This window comes from Pseudomonas umsongensis (assembly GCF_002236105.1).
Taxonomy (GTDB): Bacteria; Pseudomonadota; Gammaproteobacteria; order Pseudomonadales; family Pseudomonadaceae; genus Aquipseudomonas; species Aquipseudomonas umsongensis.
Genome location: NZ_NIWU01000011.1, coordinates 1 through 14,916, shown reverse-complemented (window position 1 = coordinate 14,916; position 14,916 = coordinate 1). Strand labels below are relative to the sequence as shown.

The 14,916-nt window shown below is 58.9% G+C and carries 16 protein-coding genes, 1 tRNA gene and 1 pseudogene; 15 read left to right on the top strand and 3 right to left on the bottom strand.

Annotation, left to right across the window (positions count from 1 at the left end; translation table 11 throughout):
* Positions 1 to 22 precede the first annotated feature (22 nt).
* Genes rbsK through PSUM_RS30195 form a run of 3 tightly spaced genes read left to right on the top strand, consistent with a single transcriptional unit; the run spans position 23 to position 2,309 of the window.
* Positions 23 to 940: a ribokinase gene (gene rbsK / locus PSUM_RS30205; RefSeq protein ID WP_020799075.1), complete on the top strand. Its 918-nt coding sequence runs from the start codon at positions 23 to 25 to the stop codon at positions 938 to 940.
* On the top strand, positions 937 to 1,341 hold the full coding sequence (gene rbsD, locus PSUM_RS30200) for a D-ribose pyranase (protein ID WP_020799074.1): 405 nt from the start codon (positions 937 to 939) through the stop codon (positions 1,339 to 1,341). Before rbsK ends, rbsD begins: the two co-directional genes overlap by 4 nt.
* A complete protein-coding gene (locus PSUM_RS30195; RefSeq protein ID WP_225441898.1) occupies positions 1,341 to 2,309 on the top strand; it encodes a nucleoside hydrolase in 969 nt (322 codons plus the stop codon). Before rbsD ends, PSUM_RS30195 begins: the two co-directional genes overlap by 1 nt.
* A gap of 136 nt (positions 2,310 to 2,445) precedes the next feature.
* On the opposite strand, the gene PSUM_RS30190 is transcribed toward PSUM_RS30195, so the two are convergent.
* The gene (locus PSUM_RS30190; protein ID WP_083348729.1) at positions 2,446 to 2,640 is read right to left on the bottom strand and encodes a hypothetical protein; all 195 of its coding nucleotides are present in this window, start codon (positions 2,638 to 2,640) and stop codon (positions 2,446 to 2,448) included.
* Positions 2,641 to 2,773: 133 nt separating this feature from the next.
* Between PSUM_RS30190 and PSUM_RS30185 the strand changes: the two genes are divergently transcribed.
* Positions 2,774 to 3,079, top strand: a complete 306-nt coding sequence (locus PSUM_RS30185; RefSeq protein WP_083348730.1) for a hypothetical protein — start codon at positions 2,774 to 2,776, stop codon at positions 3,077 to 3,079.
* Between the two features lie 165 nt (positions 3,080 to 3,244).
* Positions 3,245 to 3,562 carry an I78 family peptidase inhibitor gene (locus tag PSUM_RS30180; protein ID WP_020799070.1) on the top strand — a complete coding sequence of 106 codons (318 nt, stop codon included), beginning with the start codon at positions 3,245 to 3,247 and terminating at the stop codon, positions 3,560 to 3,562.
* A gap of 70 nt (positions 3,563 to 3,632) precedes the next feature.
* Here the strand turns inward: PSUM_RS30180 and PSUM_RS30175 are convergent, their stop codons facing one another.
* Both PSUM_RS30175 and PSUM_RS30170 read right to left on the bottom strand, forming a co-directional pair.
* A complete protein-coding gene (locus PSUM_RS30175; RefSeq protein ID WP_003179963.1) occupies positions 3,633 to 3,845 on the bottom strand; it encodes a cold-shock protein in 213 nt (70 codons plus the stop codon).
* Positions 3,846 to 4,137: 292 nt separating this feature from the next.
* On the bottom strand, positions 4,138 to 4,440 hold the full coding sequence (locus tag PSUM_RS30170) for a hypothetical protein (RefSeq protein WP_020799069.1): 303 nt from the start codon (positions 4,438 to 4,440) through the stop codon (positions 4,138 to 4,140).
* Positions 4,441 to 4,814: 374 nt separating this feature from the next.
* Here PSUM_RS30170 and thrS point away from each other — a divergent pair, with 374 nt between their 5' ends.
* From thrS to PSUM_RS32520, 10 genes and pseudogenes are all read left to right on the top strand, one after another.
* Positions 4,815 to 6,737 (top strand): threonine--tRNA ligase, encoded by a 1,923-nt coding sequence (thrS, locus tag PSUM_RS30165; protein WP_008066670.1) that lies wholly within the window; start codon positions 4,815 to 4,817, stop codon positions 6,735 to 6,737.
* Positions 6,737 to 7,288, top strand: a complete 552-nt coding sequence (gene infC, locus PSUM_RS30160) for a translation initiation factor IF-3 (RefSeq protein ID WP_172435703.1) — start codon at positions 6,737 to 6,739, stop codon at positions 7,286 to 7,288. The genes thrS and infC overlap by 1 nt, the downstream gene beginning before the upstream one ends.
* A 60-nt stretch (positions 7,289 to 7,348) precedes the next feature.
* A complete protein-coding gene (gene rpmI / locus PSUM_RS30155) occupies positions 7,349 to 7,543 on the top strand; it encodes a 50S ribosomal protein L35 (RefSeq protein ID WP_002553160.1) in 195 nt (64 codons plus the stop codon).
* A gap of 28 nt (positions 7,544 to 7,571) precedes the next feature.
* The gene (gene rplT / locus PSUM_RS30150) at positions 7,572 to 7,928 is read left to right on the top strand and encodes a 50S ribosomal protein L20 (RefSeq protein WP_007905879.1); all 357 of its coding nucleotides are present in this window, start codon (positions 7,572 to 7,574) and stop codon (positions 7,926 to 7,928) included.
* Between the two features lie 109 nt (positions 7,929 to 8,037).
* Positions 8,038 to 9,054 (top strand): phenylalanine--tRNA ligase subunit alpha, encoded by a 1,017-nt coding sequence (gene pheS / locus PSUM_RS30145; protein WP_020799067.1) that lies wholly within the window; start codon positions 8,038 to 8,040, stop codon positions 9,052 to 9,054.
* A gap of 26 nt (positions 9,055 to 9,080) precedes the next feature.
* Complete coding sequence (gene pheT, locus PSUM_RS30140; RefSeq protein WP_083348731.1) at positions 9,081 to 11,462, top strand: phenylalanine--tRNA ligase subunit beta; 2,382 nt, start codon at positions 9,081 to 9,083, stop codon at positions 11,460 to 11,462.
* A gap of 3 nt (positions 11,463 to 11,465) precedes the next feature.
* Positions 11,466 to 11,768 carry an integration host factor subunit alpha gene (ihfA, locus tag PSUM_RS30135; protein ID WP_002553164.1) on the top strand — a complete coding sequence of 101 codons (303 nt, stop codon included), beginning with the start codon at positions 11,466 to 11,468 and terminating at the stop codon, positions 11,766 to 11,768.
* Positions 11,749 to 12,105 carry a MerR family transcriptional regulator gene (locus PSUM_RS30130; RefSeq protein WP_003179985.1) on the top strand — a complete coding sequence of 119 codons (357 nt, stop codon included), beginning with the start codon at positions 11,749 to 11,751 and terminating at the stop codon, positions 12,103 to 12,105. Before ihfA ends, PSUM_RS30130 begins: the two co-directional genes overlap by 20 nt.
* A gap of 89 nt (positions 12,106 to 12,194) precedes the next feature.
* A tRNA-Pro gene (locus PSUM_RS30125) sits at positions 12,195 to 12,271 on the top strand.
* Positions 12,272 to 12,954: 683 nt separating this feature from the next.
* A pseudogene (locus PSUM_RS32520) lies at positions 12,955 to 14,916 on the top strand (xanthine dehydrogenase family protein molybdopterin-binding subunit); the annotation flags it as partial.

Genomic DNA, 14,916 nt, shown 5'->3' with positions numbered 1-14,916 from the left:
CAGTCTTGATGAGTAGTAATGTATGTCAGCAAAAGTAGTGGTAGTCGGCAGCTTGAACATGGACCTGGTGACTCGGGCGTCGCGCTTGCCCCGTGGTGGAGAAACACTGATCGGCCAGTCGTTTGCGACGGTCTGTGGCGGCAAGGGGGCGAACCAGGCCGTGGCGGCTGCGCGCCTCGGTGCGCAGGTGTCGATGGTGGGCTGCGTGGGCACCGATGCCTACGGCCAGGTATTGCGACAGGCGTTGCTGGACGAGGGCATCGATTGTCGGGCGGTCAGCGCCGTGGAAGGTACCAGTGGCGTGGCCTTGATCGTGGTCGACGACAACAGCCAGAACGCCATCGTGATTGTCGCCGGGGCCAACGGCGCGCTGACGCCAGCGGTGCTCGGCTGTTTCGATGCGGCGCTGCAGGAGGCGGATGTGATCATCTGTCAGCTGGAAATACCGGACGCAACGGTTGGCCATGCGCTCAAGCGCGGTCGTGAGCTGGGCAAGACCGTTATCCTCAACCCTGCGCCGGCCAGTCGACCGCTGCCGCAGGAGTGGTATGCGTCCATCGACTACCTGATTCCCAACGAGAGTGAAGCAGCAGCGCTCAGCGGCTTGCCGGTGGACTCTCTGCAAACGGCGCAGATCGCGGCTACTCGACTGATCGACATGGGCGCCGGCAAGGTCATCATCACCCTCGGCGCCCAGGGGTCGTTGTTTGCCGATGGCAAAGGCTTCGAACATTTCCCGGCGCCGAGCGTGAAGGCGCTCGACACCACGGCGGCCGGCGATACCTTCGTTGGTGGCTTCGCCGCGGCGTTGGTGGCCGGGATGAGCGAAGCGCAAGCGATACGTTTCGGCCAGGTCGCCGCCGCATTGTCGGTCACCCGGGCTGGCGCGCAACCCTCGATTCCCACCCTGGCCGATGTGCAGGCGTTTAAAACACCATGAAAAAGACCCCTCTACTCAATGTCGCGCTGTCGCGGCTGATAGCTTCCCTGGGCCATGGCGACAAGGTGGTGATCGGCGATGCGGGTCTGCCCGTACCGCCAGGCGTCGAACTGATCGACCTGGCCTTGACCCAGGGCATTCCGGATTTCGTCACTACCCTGAAAGTCGTGCTCAGCGAAATGCAGGTCGAAAGCCATGTGCTGGCGCAAGAAATCCTCGAGAAACGGCCGTCGGCACTGGCGACCCTGGACGCACTGGAGGTCGAGGGTGCGCTGGGACGGCGCGAACTGCTCAGCCATGAGCGATTCAAGGCTCTCACTCAACAGGCGCGGGCGATTGTGCGCACCGGAGAATGCCAGCCTTACTGCAATATCGTGCTGGTGGCCGGGGTAACGTTCTGATGAGTAACACCACCGGCTCCCAGTCGGCACAACCGATCGACTTGATTATCGATACCGATCCCGGTGCCGACGACGTGATTGCCTTGCTGTTTGCCCTGGCGTCGCCGCAAGAACTGAACGTGCGCGCATTGACCACCGTCGCCGGCAACGTACGCCTGGACAAAACCTCGCGCAATGCACGGCTTGCCCTCGAGTGGGCCGGGTGTGAGCACGTGCCGGTGTATGCCGGGGCATCCAAGCCGCTGGTGCGCAAGCCTGTCTATGCCGAGCACGTCCACGGCGAGGAAGGTTTGCCGGGTGTTGCGGTCCATGAGCCGAAGAGGGGGCTGGCCGAGGGCAATGCGATCGACTTCCTGATCGACACGTTACTGGCCGCCAGGCCCCATAGCATGACCATCGCCATGCTGGGGCCGCAGACCAACCTTGCCCTGGCGCTGCTGCGCGAGCCGCAGATTGTCCAGGGCATCAAGCAGGTGGTGGTCATGGGCGGTGCGCACTTCAACGGCGGTAACATCTCGCCGGTGGCCGAATTCAACCTGTTTGCCGATCCGCACGCGGCCGAGGTGGTGCTCAAGAGTGGCGCAGACCTGGTCTACCTGCCGCTGGACGTGACCCACAAGATTCTTACCAGTGAAGCGCGCCTCGAGCAGATAGCGGCGTTGAACAACAAGGCCGGCAAGCTGGTGGGCGATATCCTGCAAGCGTGTATTGGCGGTGATATGGCGCGCTATGGCATTCCCGGTGGCCCGGTGCATGACGCCACGGTCATCGCTTACCTGCTTAAGCCGGCGCTGTTCAGTGGCCGTTCGGTCAACGTGGTGGCCGACAGCCGCGAAGGTCCGACGTTTGGCCAGACCATCGTCGACTGGTATGACAGTCTCAACGCGCCGAAGAACGCCTTCTGGGTTGACAGCGGTGACGCCCAAGGCTTCTTCGATCTGTTGACCGAGCGCCTGGCGCGCCTGTAGGAGCGAGCATGCTCGCGATGAACGTTCAGACAACGCGCTCATCCAGGCAGCCAACGTTATCGTTGACGACCATCGCGAGCATGCTCGCTCCTACAGGGTAGCGAGTGCATCCGCGAAAACGCCCAAAGGCGTTCTCTCACCGCGAATGCCCGGTGCGCGAGTGTTTTTCGAAGATCTGGTCGATGAAAGAGCGTGCCGCTTCGGTGCCCAGATCCTTGACCAGCAGGTCGATGCCGATAATGGCCAGCTCTTCCGGGCTACCCGGGCTGTAGGAAATATGGCCGTCTGGCCATTTGATCTTGATGTCGGCTTCGATGCTCACGGTGGTCATGACAAGGCTCGGGAGTCAGGGGGAATGGTGAGTGTCGAGTTAATCACTTTGCGATGCTTTTGGCACTGCGACTTAGGCATGGGCGCAGGGCTATGCGACACTTGGTCTTTGATGGCTAATCCAGGATTGTGCTGTGCAGATCGATTTGAACACTCCCGATGGCTTGACCCTTGAAGCGGTGCGCCAGATGTTAGCCGCAGCCAGCGACGATGAGCACACGCAATTGCGCGTGACCAAGGGCGGCATCGCCTATATTTCTTCGGGTGTCGTGGGTGGCAGCGAGATTGACGGCTTGCTGTTTCGCCTGGAAACCTGGGCGAAAGGGTCTGGCTATGTCGGGCGGGTGGCGGCCAGTGACGAAGTCTGGGTCATGCAAATCTACAATGCGTTGAAGGATAACTGGCCAAAACCGGCCTTTGACTACATTGACGTTTATTGAGTGCCGTTCATATTCAGTCACGATTGAATGATGAAGGGCAGGGCGTTGCTCAGGCAAACTTGCCGTTTGTCCGTTGTGAAGGGCGGGGTGCCTGGCTCCCCGTGAAACCAAACGCCGAAATGACGGTCGCAAGAATTCAGCTAAATCATCGAATAAGGAGGCGTCATGCCTTGGAAGCTCGCGTCATTGGGTACTGTGCTGGCTGCTGCCATGCTGGTCGGTTGCAGCACGGGAACCACCGAGCCGACTGACCCGGCCACTACCACTGAGTCTGGTCATAGCCGCTGCGAGGCCAAGGCGGCCGAATTCGCCATCGGTAAGCAGGCGTCGCCCCAGTTGCTGGAGCAGGCGCGCACCCGTGCAGGCGCGCAGAATGCGCGATTCCTGCAGCCAAACGACATGGTGACGCTGGAGTACCGCTCGGACCGCCTGAACCTCAACACCGATGCCAATCGTGTCGTCACCCGCGTCAACTGCGGCTGATCGAACACGCTTTATAGCGCCCACAAAAAACCCCGTCACATGGACGGGGTTTTTTTAGTGCGCCTGGAAATTACTCTGGGCGAACTTGAGCAGCTTGCATACCCTTTTGGCCTTTCTCAGCCACGAAGGAAACAGTCTGGCCTTCTTTCAGGCTTTTGAAACCGTCGCTTTCGATAGCTTTGAAGTGTACGAACAGGTCGTCACCGCCACCTTGAGGAGTGATGAAGCCGAAGCCTTTTTCATCGTTGAACCATTTAACGGTGCCGGTTTGGCGATTAGACATGGTGTATCTCCAAGAAACATATATTTTCAGTAGTACTGTGCTGCTCAGGCCAACTGGGCACACCCGAGTATCATAGTCGAAATGTTCGCTTTGGGAGCCCCCCACAGCGGTTGTTTGCCCTACAGTCGCACATTCTTTGTTCGCTGATTGGGCTGAAAGCCCCGTATTTAAAGGCTTTTAGCCCAAAGTAAAGGTGAGAAAAAAACCTGTAAAACCTGCACAATTTGTAGGAAAAAGCGTTTCCCCGAGGGTTTTCACCGGCAGAAAACGCTTTTACAGCACGTTTTCAGGCTTATTTTTTCGCCGCAGGGGCGGCCTTGCACTTGGCTATCTTGCCCAAGGCCTCTTGTTTCAGTGTGTCGCTGGCCTGGTTGTCCATCAGTGCCTGCAGGTCCTTGGCCGGGTACGACTTGATAGCGTCGGCGCCGCAGGCGCAGTGGGATTTTGCCGCTGCGGCGCCGATCTGTGGCGTGGCGGCCTGGGTGCACTGGGCCATGTACTTCTCGCGCTCACCCTTCGGCCAGTCGGCGTGGGCGGCCAGCGGAAGCAGCAGGACGATGGGTGCGACTACAGCGAATAAACGATTCAGACGCATGCCGGGATGCTCCTTATGGGGGAATGTCTTGTTATCTGAGGGGTAAAACGCGGTTCAAGTTCAGCACTCTGGCACAAAAACCGCAGTTTCGCCTCGACGCAAGGCCTCGACGCCGCCATGACCGTTCATCTGTGCTAGCATGCCTCGCTCGGGCGTTCGCAGGCGCCGGTCGACCTTCAGTCCCGGCCGCGGCAGATGCCCGAATAACCCTGATTTGAATCCCAGTCACTCTGGTTCGATTTTCCGGTTGGCCGCAAGGCTCCTGCCGCTGTAAGGCAGGCGTTCGTCATTGAATGGCCTGGATCGGATCTTGTACTGGCTCATCCCAACCCACGTGACCTTTGGTAGGGGTCACCACTAGGAGAGGAGGCGCCATGCCAACTATTACTCTTCCCGACGGCAGTCAACGTTCATTCGATCACCCGGTTTCCGTAGCCGAGGTCGCCGCATCCATTGGTGCCGGCCTGGCCAAGGCCACGGTAGCGGGCAAGGTCGATGGCAAGCTGGTCGACGCCAGCGACATCATCAGCAGCGACGCCACGCTGCAAATCATCACGCCAAAGGATGAAGAGGGGCTGGAGATCATTCGCCACTCTTGCGCCCACCTGGTCGGTCATGCGGTCAAGCAACTGTACCCGACGGCCAAGATGGTCATTGGTCCGGTTATCGACGAAGGCTTCTATTACGACATCGCCTTCGAGCGTCCTTTCACCCCGGACGACCTGGCCGCCATCGAACAGCGCATGCAGCAGCTGATCGAAAAAGATTACGACGTGATCAAGAAAGTCACTCCGCGCGCCGAAGTGATCGAAGTGTTCAAGGCTCGCGGCGAAGACTACAAGCTGCGCCTGGTCGAGGACATGCCGAACGAGCAGGCCATGGGCCTGTACTATCACGAAGAATACGTCGACATGTGCCGCGGTCCGCACGTGCCGAACACGCGTTTCCTGAAATCCTTCAAACTGACCAAGTTGTCCGGCGCCTACTGGCGTGGCGATGCCAAGAACGAGCAATTGCAGCGCGTCTACGGCACCGCGTGGGCCGACAAGAAGCAGTTGGCCGCCTACATCCAGCGCATCGAAGAAGCTGAAAAGCGCGATCACCGCAAGATCGGCAAGCGCCTGGGCCTGTTCCACACCCAGGAAGAGTCGCCGGGCATGGTGTTCTGGCACCCGAACGGCTGGACCTTGTACCAGGTGCTCGAGCAGTACATGCGCAAGGTGCAGCGCGACAACGGCTACCTGGAGATCAAGACGCCCCAGGTCGTTGACCGCAGCCTGTGGGAGAAATCCGGGCACTGGGCCAACTACGCCGACAACATGTTCACCACCCAGTCGGAAAACCGCGACTACGCCATCAAGCCGATGAACTGCCCTTGCCACGTGCAAGTGTTCAATCAGGGCCTGAAAAGCTACCGCGAGCTGCCGATGCGCCTGGCCGAATTCGGTGCCTGCCACCGTAACGAGCCATCGGGTGCGCTGCACGGCATCATGCGCGTGCGCGCATTCACCCAGGACGACGCCCACATCTTCTGCACCGAAGAGCAGATGCAGGCTGAATCCGCTGCGTTCATCAAGCTGACCATGGATGTCTACGCCGATTTCGGCTTTAAAGATGTCGAGATGAAGCTGTCCACTCGTCCGGAAAAACGCGTGGGTTCCGACGAGCTGTGGGATCGCGCCGAAGCGGCCTTGGCTGCAGCCCTTGATAGTGCTGGCCTGCCGTATGATCTGCAGCCGGGTGAGGGAGCGTTCTACGGTCCGAAGATCGAATTCTCGCTAAAAGATTGCCTTGGCCGTGTCTGGCAGTGTGGTACTCTGCAGCTCGATTTTAACCTGCCTGTGCGTCTGGGTGCCGAATTCGTCTCCGAAGACAACAGCCGCAAGCATCCGGTGATGTTGCATCGGGCGATCCTGGGCTCCTTCGAACGTTTCGTTGGAATCCTGATCGAGCACTACGAGGGAGCATTCCCTGCGTGGCTTGCTCCGACCCAGGCAGTGATCATGAATATCACTGATAAGCAGGCAGATTTTGCCGCTGAAGTGGAAAAAACTCTCAACGAAAGCGGGTTTCGTGCCAAGTCTGACTTGAGAAATGAAAAGATCGGCTTTAAAATCCGCGAGCATACCTTGCTCAAGGTTCCCTATCTCTTGGTTATCGGAGATCGGGAAGTCGAGATGCAGACTGTCGCTGTGCGTACTCGTGAAGGTGCTGACCTGGGCTCTATGCCCGTCGCCCAGTTCGCTGAGTTCCTCGCGCAAGCGGTTTCCCGGCGTGGTCGCCAAGATTCGGAGTAATTATTATTAAGCGTGAAATGAGACAAGATAAACGAACTGCACCGAAAGCCCCGATCAACGAGAATATCTCGGCACGCGAGGTTCGGTTAATTGGGGCTGAAGGTGAACAGCTCGGGATTGTGTCAATTGAAGACGCGCTTCTTAAGGCTGAAGAGGCCAAGCTGGATCTGGTGGAGATTTCCGCCGATGCAGTACCACCTGTTTGCAAACTGATGGACTACGGCAAATCGATCTTCGAGAAGAAGAAGCAGATTGCTGCGGCCAAGAAAAACCAGAAGCAGATTCAGGTTAAAGAAATCAAGTTTCGTCCAGGGACGGAGGAAGGGGATTACCAGGTAAAACTGCGCAACCTGGTACGTTTCCTGAGTGATGGGGACAGGGCCAAGGTATCCTTGCGATTCCGCGGCCGTGAGATGGCCCACCAGGAGCTGGGGATGGAACTGCTCAAGCGAGTTGAAGGTGACTTGCTGGAGTACGGTTCGGTCGAACAGCATCCTAAGATGGAAGGACGCCAGCTGATCATGGTCATCGCCCCGAAAAAGAAGAAGTAATCAACAGGGCACGGCAGGCCTTCTGATTATGTTTATCAACTGAATGCGGAGTATCCGAACATGCCAAAAATGAAGACCAAAAGTGGTGCTGCTAAGCGGTTTCTGAAAACTGCTAACGGTATCAAGCACAAGCACGCTTTCAAGAGCCACATCCTGACCAAAATGTCGACCAAGCGTAAGCGTCAACTGCGCGGTAGCAGCTTGCTGCATCCGTCTGACGTGGCAAAAGTCGAGCGCATGCTGCGCCTTCGTTAATTTTAGTCAAGAATAGAGGAAGTAACTCATGGCTCGTGTAAAGCGTGGCGTCATTGCCCGTAAGCGTCACAAAAAAATTCTGAAACTTGCTAAAGGCTACTACGGCGCACGCTCCCGCGTATTCCGTGTTGCCAAGCAAGCGGTAATCAAGGCAGGCCAATACGCCTACCGTGACCGTCGTCAGAAAAAACGTCAGTTCCGCGCTCTGTGGATCGCTCGTATCAACGCTGGTGCTCGTATCAACGGTCTGTCCTACAGCCGTTTCATCGCCGGCCTGAAAAAAGCGTCCATCGAGATCGACCGTAAGGTTCTGGCTGATCTGGCAGTGAACGAAAAAGCGGCGTTTGCTGCGATTGTCGAGAAAGCTAAAGCCACCTTGGCTTAAGTACCCCCGACAGTCACCGGGCCTCACCTCTGTGGGGCCAGGTGTTAAACGTCATAAATAGGGGAAGAGCCTTCAAGCTCTTCCCCTATTTTGTATCTGGAGTCTGTACATGGAAAACCTGGATGCGCTCGTCTCTCAAGCACTAGAGGCTGTGCAAAGCGCTGAAGATATCAATGCCCTGGAGCAAATCCGGGTTCACTACCTTGGCAAGAAGGGCGAGTTGACTCAGGTGATGAAGACCCTGGGGAATTTGCCGGCAGAAGAGCGTCCGCAAGTCGGCGCCCTGATCAACGTTGCCAAGGAGCGTGTCACAGAGGTCCTCAATGCCCGCAAGGCACTGTTTGAAGAGGCCGACATGGCCGCCAAACTGTCTGCCGAGTCCATTGACGTGACCCTGCCTGGCCGTGGCCAGGCCTCGGGTGGTCTGCATCCGGTTACTCGCACTCTGGAACGTATCGAACAGTTCTTCACCCATATTGGCTACGGCATTGCCGAGGGCCCTGAGGTCGAAGACGACTACCACAACTTCGAAGCGCTCAACATCCCTGGCCATCACCCGGCCCGGTCGATGCATGACACCTTCTATTTCAATGCCAACATGTTGCTGCGCACCCATACCTCGCCGGTACAGGTCCGCACCATGGAGTCGAAACAGCCACCGATCCGCATCGTCTGCCCAGGCCGTGTGTACCGTAGCGACTCGGATATCACCCACTCGCCGATGTTCCACCAGGTCGAAGGCCTGCTGGTCGATCGCGACATCAATTTCGCCGACCTCAAAGGCACCATCGAAGAATTCCTGCGGGTGTTCTTCGAGAAAGAACTGGCCGTGCGTTTCCGTCCTTCCTACTTCCCGTTCACCGAGCCGTCGGCCGAAGTCGACATGGAATGCGTGATGTGCAGCGGTAAAGGCTGCCGCGTCTGCAAGCAGACCGGCTGGCTGGAAGTGATGGGCTGCGGCATGGTTCACCCGAACGTGCTGCGCATGTCCGGGATCGATCCGGAAGAATTTTCGGGCTTCGCCTTCGGCATGGGCGTCGAGCGTCTGGCCATGCTGCGTTACGGCGTGAACGACTTGCGTCTGTTCTTCGACAACGACTTGCGGTTCCTCGCGCAATTTCGCTAGTCGTAACGAATTCTTAGGAGAGCAGGATGAAATTCAGTGAACAATGGCTGCGTGGCTGGGTAAGCCCGCAGGTAAGTCGCGACGAGCTGGTTGCCCGTCTGTCGATGGCCGGTCTTGAGGTCGATAGCGTGACGCCGGCCGCCGGCGAATTCACCGGTGTGATCGTTGGCGAGGTGCTGAGCACCGAGCAGCACCCGGACGCCGACAAGCTGCGCGTTTGCCAGGTCAGCAATGGCTCGCAGACCTTCCAGGTGGTTTGCGGCGCGCCAAACGTGCGCCCGGGCCTGAAGATCCCGTTCGCCACCCTCGGTGCCGAACTGCCGGGCGACTTCAAGATCAAGAAAGCCAAGCTGCGTGGCGTCGAATCCAACGGCATGCTGTGCTCGCAAGCCGAGCTGCAAGTGGGCGAGGGCAACGACGGCCTGATGGAACTGCCGGCCGATGCGCCGGTAGGCCAGGACATTCGTGAATACCTGGGCCTGGACGATGCCAGCATCGAAGTCGACCTGACGCCGAACCGTGGTGACTGCCTGTCCCTGGCCGGCCTGGCCCGCGAAGTCGGCGCGCTGTATGCCACGCCGGTCACTCGTCCGGTAGTCGCCACTGTCGCGGCTGTGCACGATGAAGTGCGTTCGGTGGAAGTGCTGGCCCCTGACGCCTGCCCGCGTTACCTGGGTCGCGTGATCCGTAACGTCGACCTGTCCAAGGCAACTCCGCTGTGGATGGTCGAGCGCCTGCGCCGTGCCGACGTGCGCAGCATCGACGCCGCCGTCGATATCACCAACTACGTGATGCTGGAGCTGGGTCAACCGCTGCACGCCTTCGATCTCGCCGAAATCAATGGCGGCATCCGCGTGCGCATGGCCGAGGAAGGCGAGAAACTGGTTCTGCTCGACGGCCAGGAAGTCAGCCTGCGTAGCGATACGCTGGTCATCGCCGACCACACCCGTGCCCTGGCAATCGCCGGCGTCATGGGCGGCGAGCACAGTGGCGTGAACACCGCGACCACTCGCGATATCTTCCTGGAAAGCGCGTTCTTCGATCAGATCGCTGTCGCTGGCAAGGCCCGTTCCTATGGCCTGCACACCGACGCATCGCACCGCTACGAACGCGGTGTGGACTGGCAGCTGGCCCGTGAAGCCATGGAGCGCGCCACTGGCCTGCTGCTGGAAATCACCGGTGGCGAAGCCGGCCCGATCATCGAAACCGTCAGCGAACAGCATCTGCCGAAGATTGCCCCAGTCACCCTGCGTGCCCAGCGCATCACCCAGATGCTGGGCATGGAAATGGATCCGGCCGAAGTCGAGCGTCTGCTCAACGCCTTGGGCCTGACCGTTACTGCCGATGGGGCAGGGCAGTGGCGCGTAGAAGTGCCAAGCCATCGTTTCGATATCAGCCTGGAAGTCGACCTGATCGAAGAACTGGCTCGCCTGTACGGCTACAACCGCCTGCCGGTTCGTTACCCGCAGGCGCGCCTGGCACCGCAAGCCAAGGCCGAAGCCCGTAGTGACCTGCCTGAGCTGCGCCGTCTGCTGGTCGCCCGTGGTTACCAGGAAGCGATCACCTACAGCTTCATCGATCCGAAACAGTTCGAGCTGTTCAATCCAGGTGTCGAGCCGCTGCTACTGGCCAACCCGATCTCGAACGACATGGCCGCCATGCGCTCGTCCTTGTGGCCAGGCCTGGTCAAGGCGCTGTCGCACAACCTGAACCGCCAGCAGGATCGCGTTCGTCTGTTCGAGAGCGGCCTGCGTTTCGTCGGCCAGCTCGAAGGGCTCAAGCAAGAGCCGATGCTCGCCGGTGTCGTGTGCGGCAGCCGTCTGCCGGAAGGCTGGGCGCAGGGTCGCGATACGGTCGACTTCTTCGACGTCAAGGCTGACGTGGAAGCGGTGTTGGGCTTTGCCGGTGCTCTGGATGCCTTCAGTTTCGTGCCGGGTAAACACCCTGCGTTGCACCCGGGTCAAACCGCGCGCATCGAGCGCGAAGGTCGTCTGGTCGGTTTCGTTGGCGCCATCCACCCAGAGTTGTCGAAAACCTTGGGCCTGGATCGTCCAGTCTTCGTTTTCGAGCTGGTCCTGGCGGAAGTGGCCTCGGGCAAAATGCCTAAATTCCAAGAGTTGTCGCGCTTTCCTGAAGTGCGTCGTGACCTTGCACTGATTGCGCACAAAGACGTCGCTGCCGCGGCAGTACTCGACGTAATCCGTGAAAATGCAGGCGAATGGCTGACAGACCTCAGGCTATTTGACGTGTATCAGGGTAAAGGCATTGATCCTGATAGAAAAAGCCTCGCAGTTGGCTTGACCTGGCAGCATCCATCGCGCACTCTTAATGACGATGAGGTGAATTCTACGACGCAAAACATCCTCACCTCGCTCGAACAAAGGTTGGACGCCACGTTAAGGAAGTGACGTATGGGGGCTTTGACGAAAGCTGAGATGGCGGAACGTCTGTATGAAGAGCTGGGCCTGAACAAGCGGGAAGCCAAGGAATTGGTAGAGCTGTTTTTCGAGGAAATCAGGCACGCTCTTGAAGACAACGAGCAGGTCAAATTGTCCGGTTTCGGCAATTTCGACCTTCGGGACAAACGCCAGCGGCCTGGCCGCAACCCGAAAACGGGGGAAGAAATCCCGATCACGGCTCGCCGTGTGGTCACCTTTCGTCCAGGGCAGAAGTTGAAGGCCCGAGTTGAGGCTTATGCTGGAACCAAGTCATAACGACGAACTTCCCGTCATCCCAGGCAAACGCTACTTCACCATTGGTGAAGTCAGCGAGCTGTGTGCGGTAAAACCACACGTGCTGCGCTACTGGGAGCAGGAGTTTCCTCAACTCAACCCCGTCAAACGCCGCGGAAACCGCCGGTATTATCAGCGCCAGGACGTGCTGATGATCCGGCAGATCCGCGCGCTGTTGTACGATCAGGGTTTCACCATCGGCGGCGCACGCCTGCGCCTGTCCGGCGATGAAGCCAAAGACGACACCACCCAGTACAAACAGATGATCCGGCAGATGATTGCCGAGCTCGAAGATGTGCTGGTTGTCCTCAAGAAATAAATTTCTGCTTTTAAATACTTCCAGTTTTCAAAAGCTTGCGATATATTCTTGAGCGTTCCTCGAGGTGAGGAACAGGTTACACGCCTAGTCGGGGCGTAGCGCAGTCCGGTAGCGCACTAGCATGGGGTGCTAGGGGTCGAGTGTTCGAATCACTCCGTCCCGACCATATAATTCAAGGGGTTGCGAGATTTTATCTTGCGACCCCTTTTTATTTTCGGTCGATTTTACCCCCACTAATCGGCTGGCTTTCGGTGGATTCCTCACCGCTTCCGTTTTGGGCTGAAGCCAGATTTGGTGCTCTCTAGCACGGTCTTTAGGGCGACGTTGTCGCCCTTTCTTGGCGCTTTTGGTATCTAAGGAGCTCTTCGCTTAAGAGCCATCGACAGGTTGCCCATCAATTTGTACTCGTCAGGCTGACGGAGCCTTCCCGCGGGTCAGTAGTTCTTCTTGGCGATATCGGGATCGAATAACCATTGGGAGCCGCGCAGGCCGCATAGTGCCTCTGCTCTTCTTAGGTGCGCGTATACGCGTCAAAGCTATCCACAAAAGGCGGGGGTATATCTGTGGATAATGTCACAGGCAATGCGGAATACATGGCTTGCAACAGCTGGTCATTAATTGAGCAAGCGTTGTATGCAGCTAACGTCGGCGAACGGGCCTAGGGCAATCCCGCGTCTCATCCCTGATCGGCAACGCTGTCTGGTCCCAGTCCTGAAAATCAGACGCTAAGGCAAATTTTCAGACCCCAGCGCAGAACTCCCTCTCCCCAGGCAAGGCGCTCCCTGCGCCTTTCTCACACACTCGGCTCTAACGCTATCGCGCTGCATAACAACAAGAGCCGCGAAAAAAATGACTAGTTTCCAACCTGCTACCGAAAGCCAGACCGGCCACATCGGCGCCCGTCATACCCGTGTCGAGGACGCCGCATTGTTGCGCGGCCTCGGCTGCTATGCCGATGACGCTGCGATCCCGCCGGGTACGTTGCATGCGGCGATCATCCGTTCACCCCACGCTCATGCGCAGATCACCTCGGTGGACTTTTCCAGAGCGCTACTGATGAAAGGCGTGCACGGCGTGCTGGTCGGCGAAGACGTCAAACGCTGGGCGCTGCCGTTCCCGGTGGGTGTGCGTCAGCCGATGGAGCACTGGTGCGTCGCCGTCGACAAGGTGCGCTACGTTGGAGAGCCGGTGGCCGTGGTGATCGCTGAGAGCCGCTATCTGGCCGAGGACGCCATCGAAGGTGTGCGCGTTGAATACGAACCGCTACCCCCGATCATCGATCCCGAACTGGCCACCGCCGAACAGGCGCCGATCCTGCACGAAGCCGTTGGCAGCAACGTGGTCAACGAACGGCACTTTCGATATGGCGAGCCGGAGCAGGCCTTCGAGCAGGCGCCGCACAAGGTCTCGCTCAAAGTGAAGTTTCCGCGCAGTTCCTGCACACCCATTGAATGCTATGTGGTGCTGGCTCAGTACGAGCGCGCCACCGGCATTTATGACGTGCTGGCCAATTTCCAGGGACCCTATGCGTTGCACACGGTCATGGCCCGGGCACTGAATGTGCCCGGCAACCGCTTGCGTTTGCGCACACCGAAAGATTCCGGCGGCAGCTTTGGCATCAAGCAAGGGGTTTTCCCTTACGTGGTGATGATGGGCCTGGCGTCACGCAAGGTCGGTGCACCGGTGAAGTGGGTCGAGGACCGTCTGGAACATCTTCAGGGGGCTTCTTCGGCGACCAATCGGGTCACCGAAATTGAAGCGGCGGTAGAAGCCGATGGCCGCATCACCGCGTTGCGTTATGACCAGATCGACGATTGTGGTGCCTACCTGAGAGCGCCGGAACCGGCGACTTTCTACCGCATGCACGGCAACCTGACGGGTGCCTACGCGATCCGCAATTTGCAAGTGCGCAACCGGGTGGTGCTGACCAACAAAACCCGTCCGGCCTGAACCGTGGTTTCGGTGGCCCGCAGGTGTATTTCGCCCTTGAACGGCTGCTGCAACACATCGCCGTGCAGTTGAAGCTTGATCCGTTGGACGTGATCCGCCGCAACCTGGTGCCGGCCGATGCCTTCCCTTATCGTGCGGCGGCCGGTGCGTTGCTCGATTCCGGCAATTACCAGGCAGGCATTGCCTTGGCGGCGGCTGATGGCGGTCTCGACGAGTTGCTCAAACGTCGTGATCAGGCGCGTGCCGAAGGCCGGATCTATGGCATTGGTTATGCCGCGGTCATCGAACCGTCGATTTCCAACATGGGCTACATCACCACCGCGATGACACCCGAAGAGCGGCGCAAGGCCGGTCCGAAAAACGGCGCTGTCGCCACCGCCACCATCAACGTCGGACCATTGGGTGACGTCAGTGTGCACGTGTCCTCGGCACCGCAAGGGCAGGGCCATCAAACCACCGTCGCTCAGGTCGTCGCCGAAGTGCTTGGGGTTGCGCTGGAGTCCATCGTGGTCAACGTCGAGCTCGATACCCAGAAGGACGCCTGGTCGATTGCCTCGGGCAACTATTCCAGCCGCTTCGCCGGCGCCGTGGCCGGTGCCGTCTACAAGGCCGCGCTGAAGATCCGCGATCGCCTCGCCGCGATTGCCGCCGAACAATTGCAGGCCAGTCCCGAAGATATTCGTTTCGCCGGCGGCAAGATTTTTGTCGTCAATGGCGGGGCGGTAGCGCCATTTCATCGGATTGCCGGTGCGACCCACTGGTCGCCGGGCCTGCTGCCGGAAGGTGAAAGCGGCGGCCTGCGCGAAACCGCCTTCTGGAGCCCGCCGCAACTGGTGGCGCCGGACGACCAGGATCAGGTCA

Bases quoted from the DNA above. Each gene is read 5' to 3' on its own strand.
- rbsK (WP_020799075.1), top strand. From the start codon at position 23: ATGTCAGCAAAAGTAGTGGTAGTCGGCAGCTTGAACATGGACCTGGTG.
- rbsD (WP_020799074.1), top strand. From the start codon at position 937: ATGAAAAAGACCCCTCTACTCAATGTCGCGCTGTCGCGGCTGATAGCT.
- PSUM_RS30195 (WP_225441898.1), top strand. From the start codon at position 1,341: ATGAGTAACACCACCGGCTCCCAGTCGGCACAACCGATCGACTTGATT.
- PSUM_RS30190 (WP_083348729.1), bottom strand. From the start codon at position 2,640: ATGACCACCGTGAGCATCGAAGCCGACATCAAGATCAAATGGCCAGAC.
- PSUM_RS30180 (WP_020799070.1), top strand. From the start codon at position 3,245: ATGCCTTGGAAGCTCGCGTCATTGGGTACTGTGCTGGCTGCTGCCATG.
- PSUM_RS30175 (WP_003179963.1), bottom strand. From the start codon at position 3,845: ATGTCTAATCGCCAAACCGGCACCGTTAAATGGTTCAACGATGAAAAA.
- PSUM_RS30170 (WP_020799069.1), bottom strand. From the start codon at position 4,440: ATGCGTCTGAATCGTTTATTCGCTGTAGTCGCACCCATCGTCCTGCTG.
- thrS (WP_008066670.1), top strand. From the start codon at position 4,815: ATGCCAACTATTACTCTTCCCGACGGCAGTCAACGTTCATTCGATCAC.
- rpmI (WP_002553160.1), top strand. From the start codon at position 7,349: ATGCCAAAAATGAAGACCAAAAGTGGTGCTGCTAAGCGGTTTCTGAAA.
- rplT (WP_007905879.1), top strand. From the start codon at position 7,572: ATGGCTCGTGTAAAGCGTGGCGTCATTGCCCGTAAGCGTCACAAAAAA.
- pheS (WP_020799067.1), top strand. From the start codon at position 8,038: ATGGAAAACCTGGATGCGCTCGTCTCTCAAGCACTAGAGGCTGTGCAA.
- pheT (WP_083348731.1), top strand. From the start codon at position 9,081: ATGAAATTCAGTGAACAATGGCTGCGTGGCTGGGTAAGCCCGCAGGTA.
- ihfA (WP_002553164.1), top strand. From the start codon at position 11,466: ATGGGGGCTTTGACGAAAGCTGAGATGGCGGAACGTCTGTATGAAGAG.
- PSUM_RS30130 (WP_003179985.1), top strand. From the start codon at position 11,749: ATGCTGGAACCAAGTCATAACGACGAACTTCCCGTCATCCCAGGCAAA.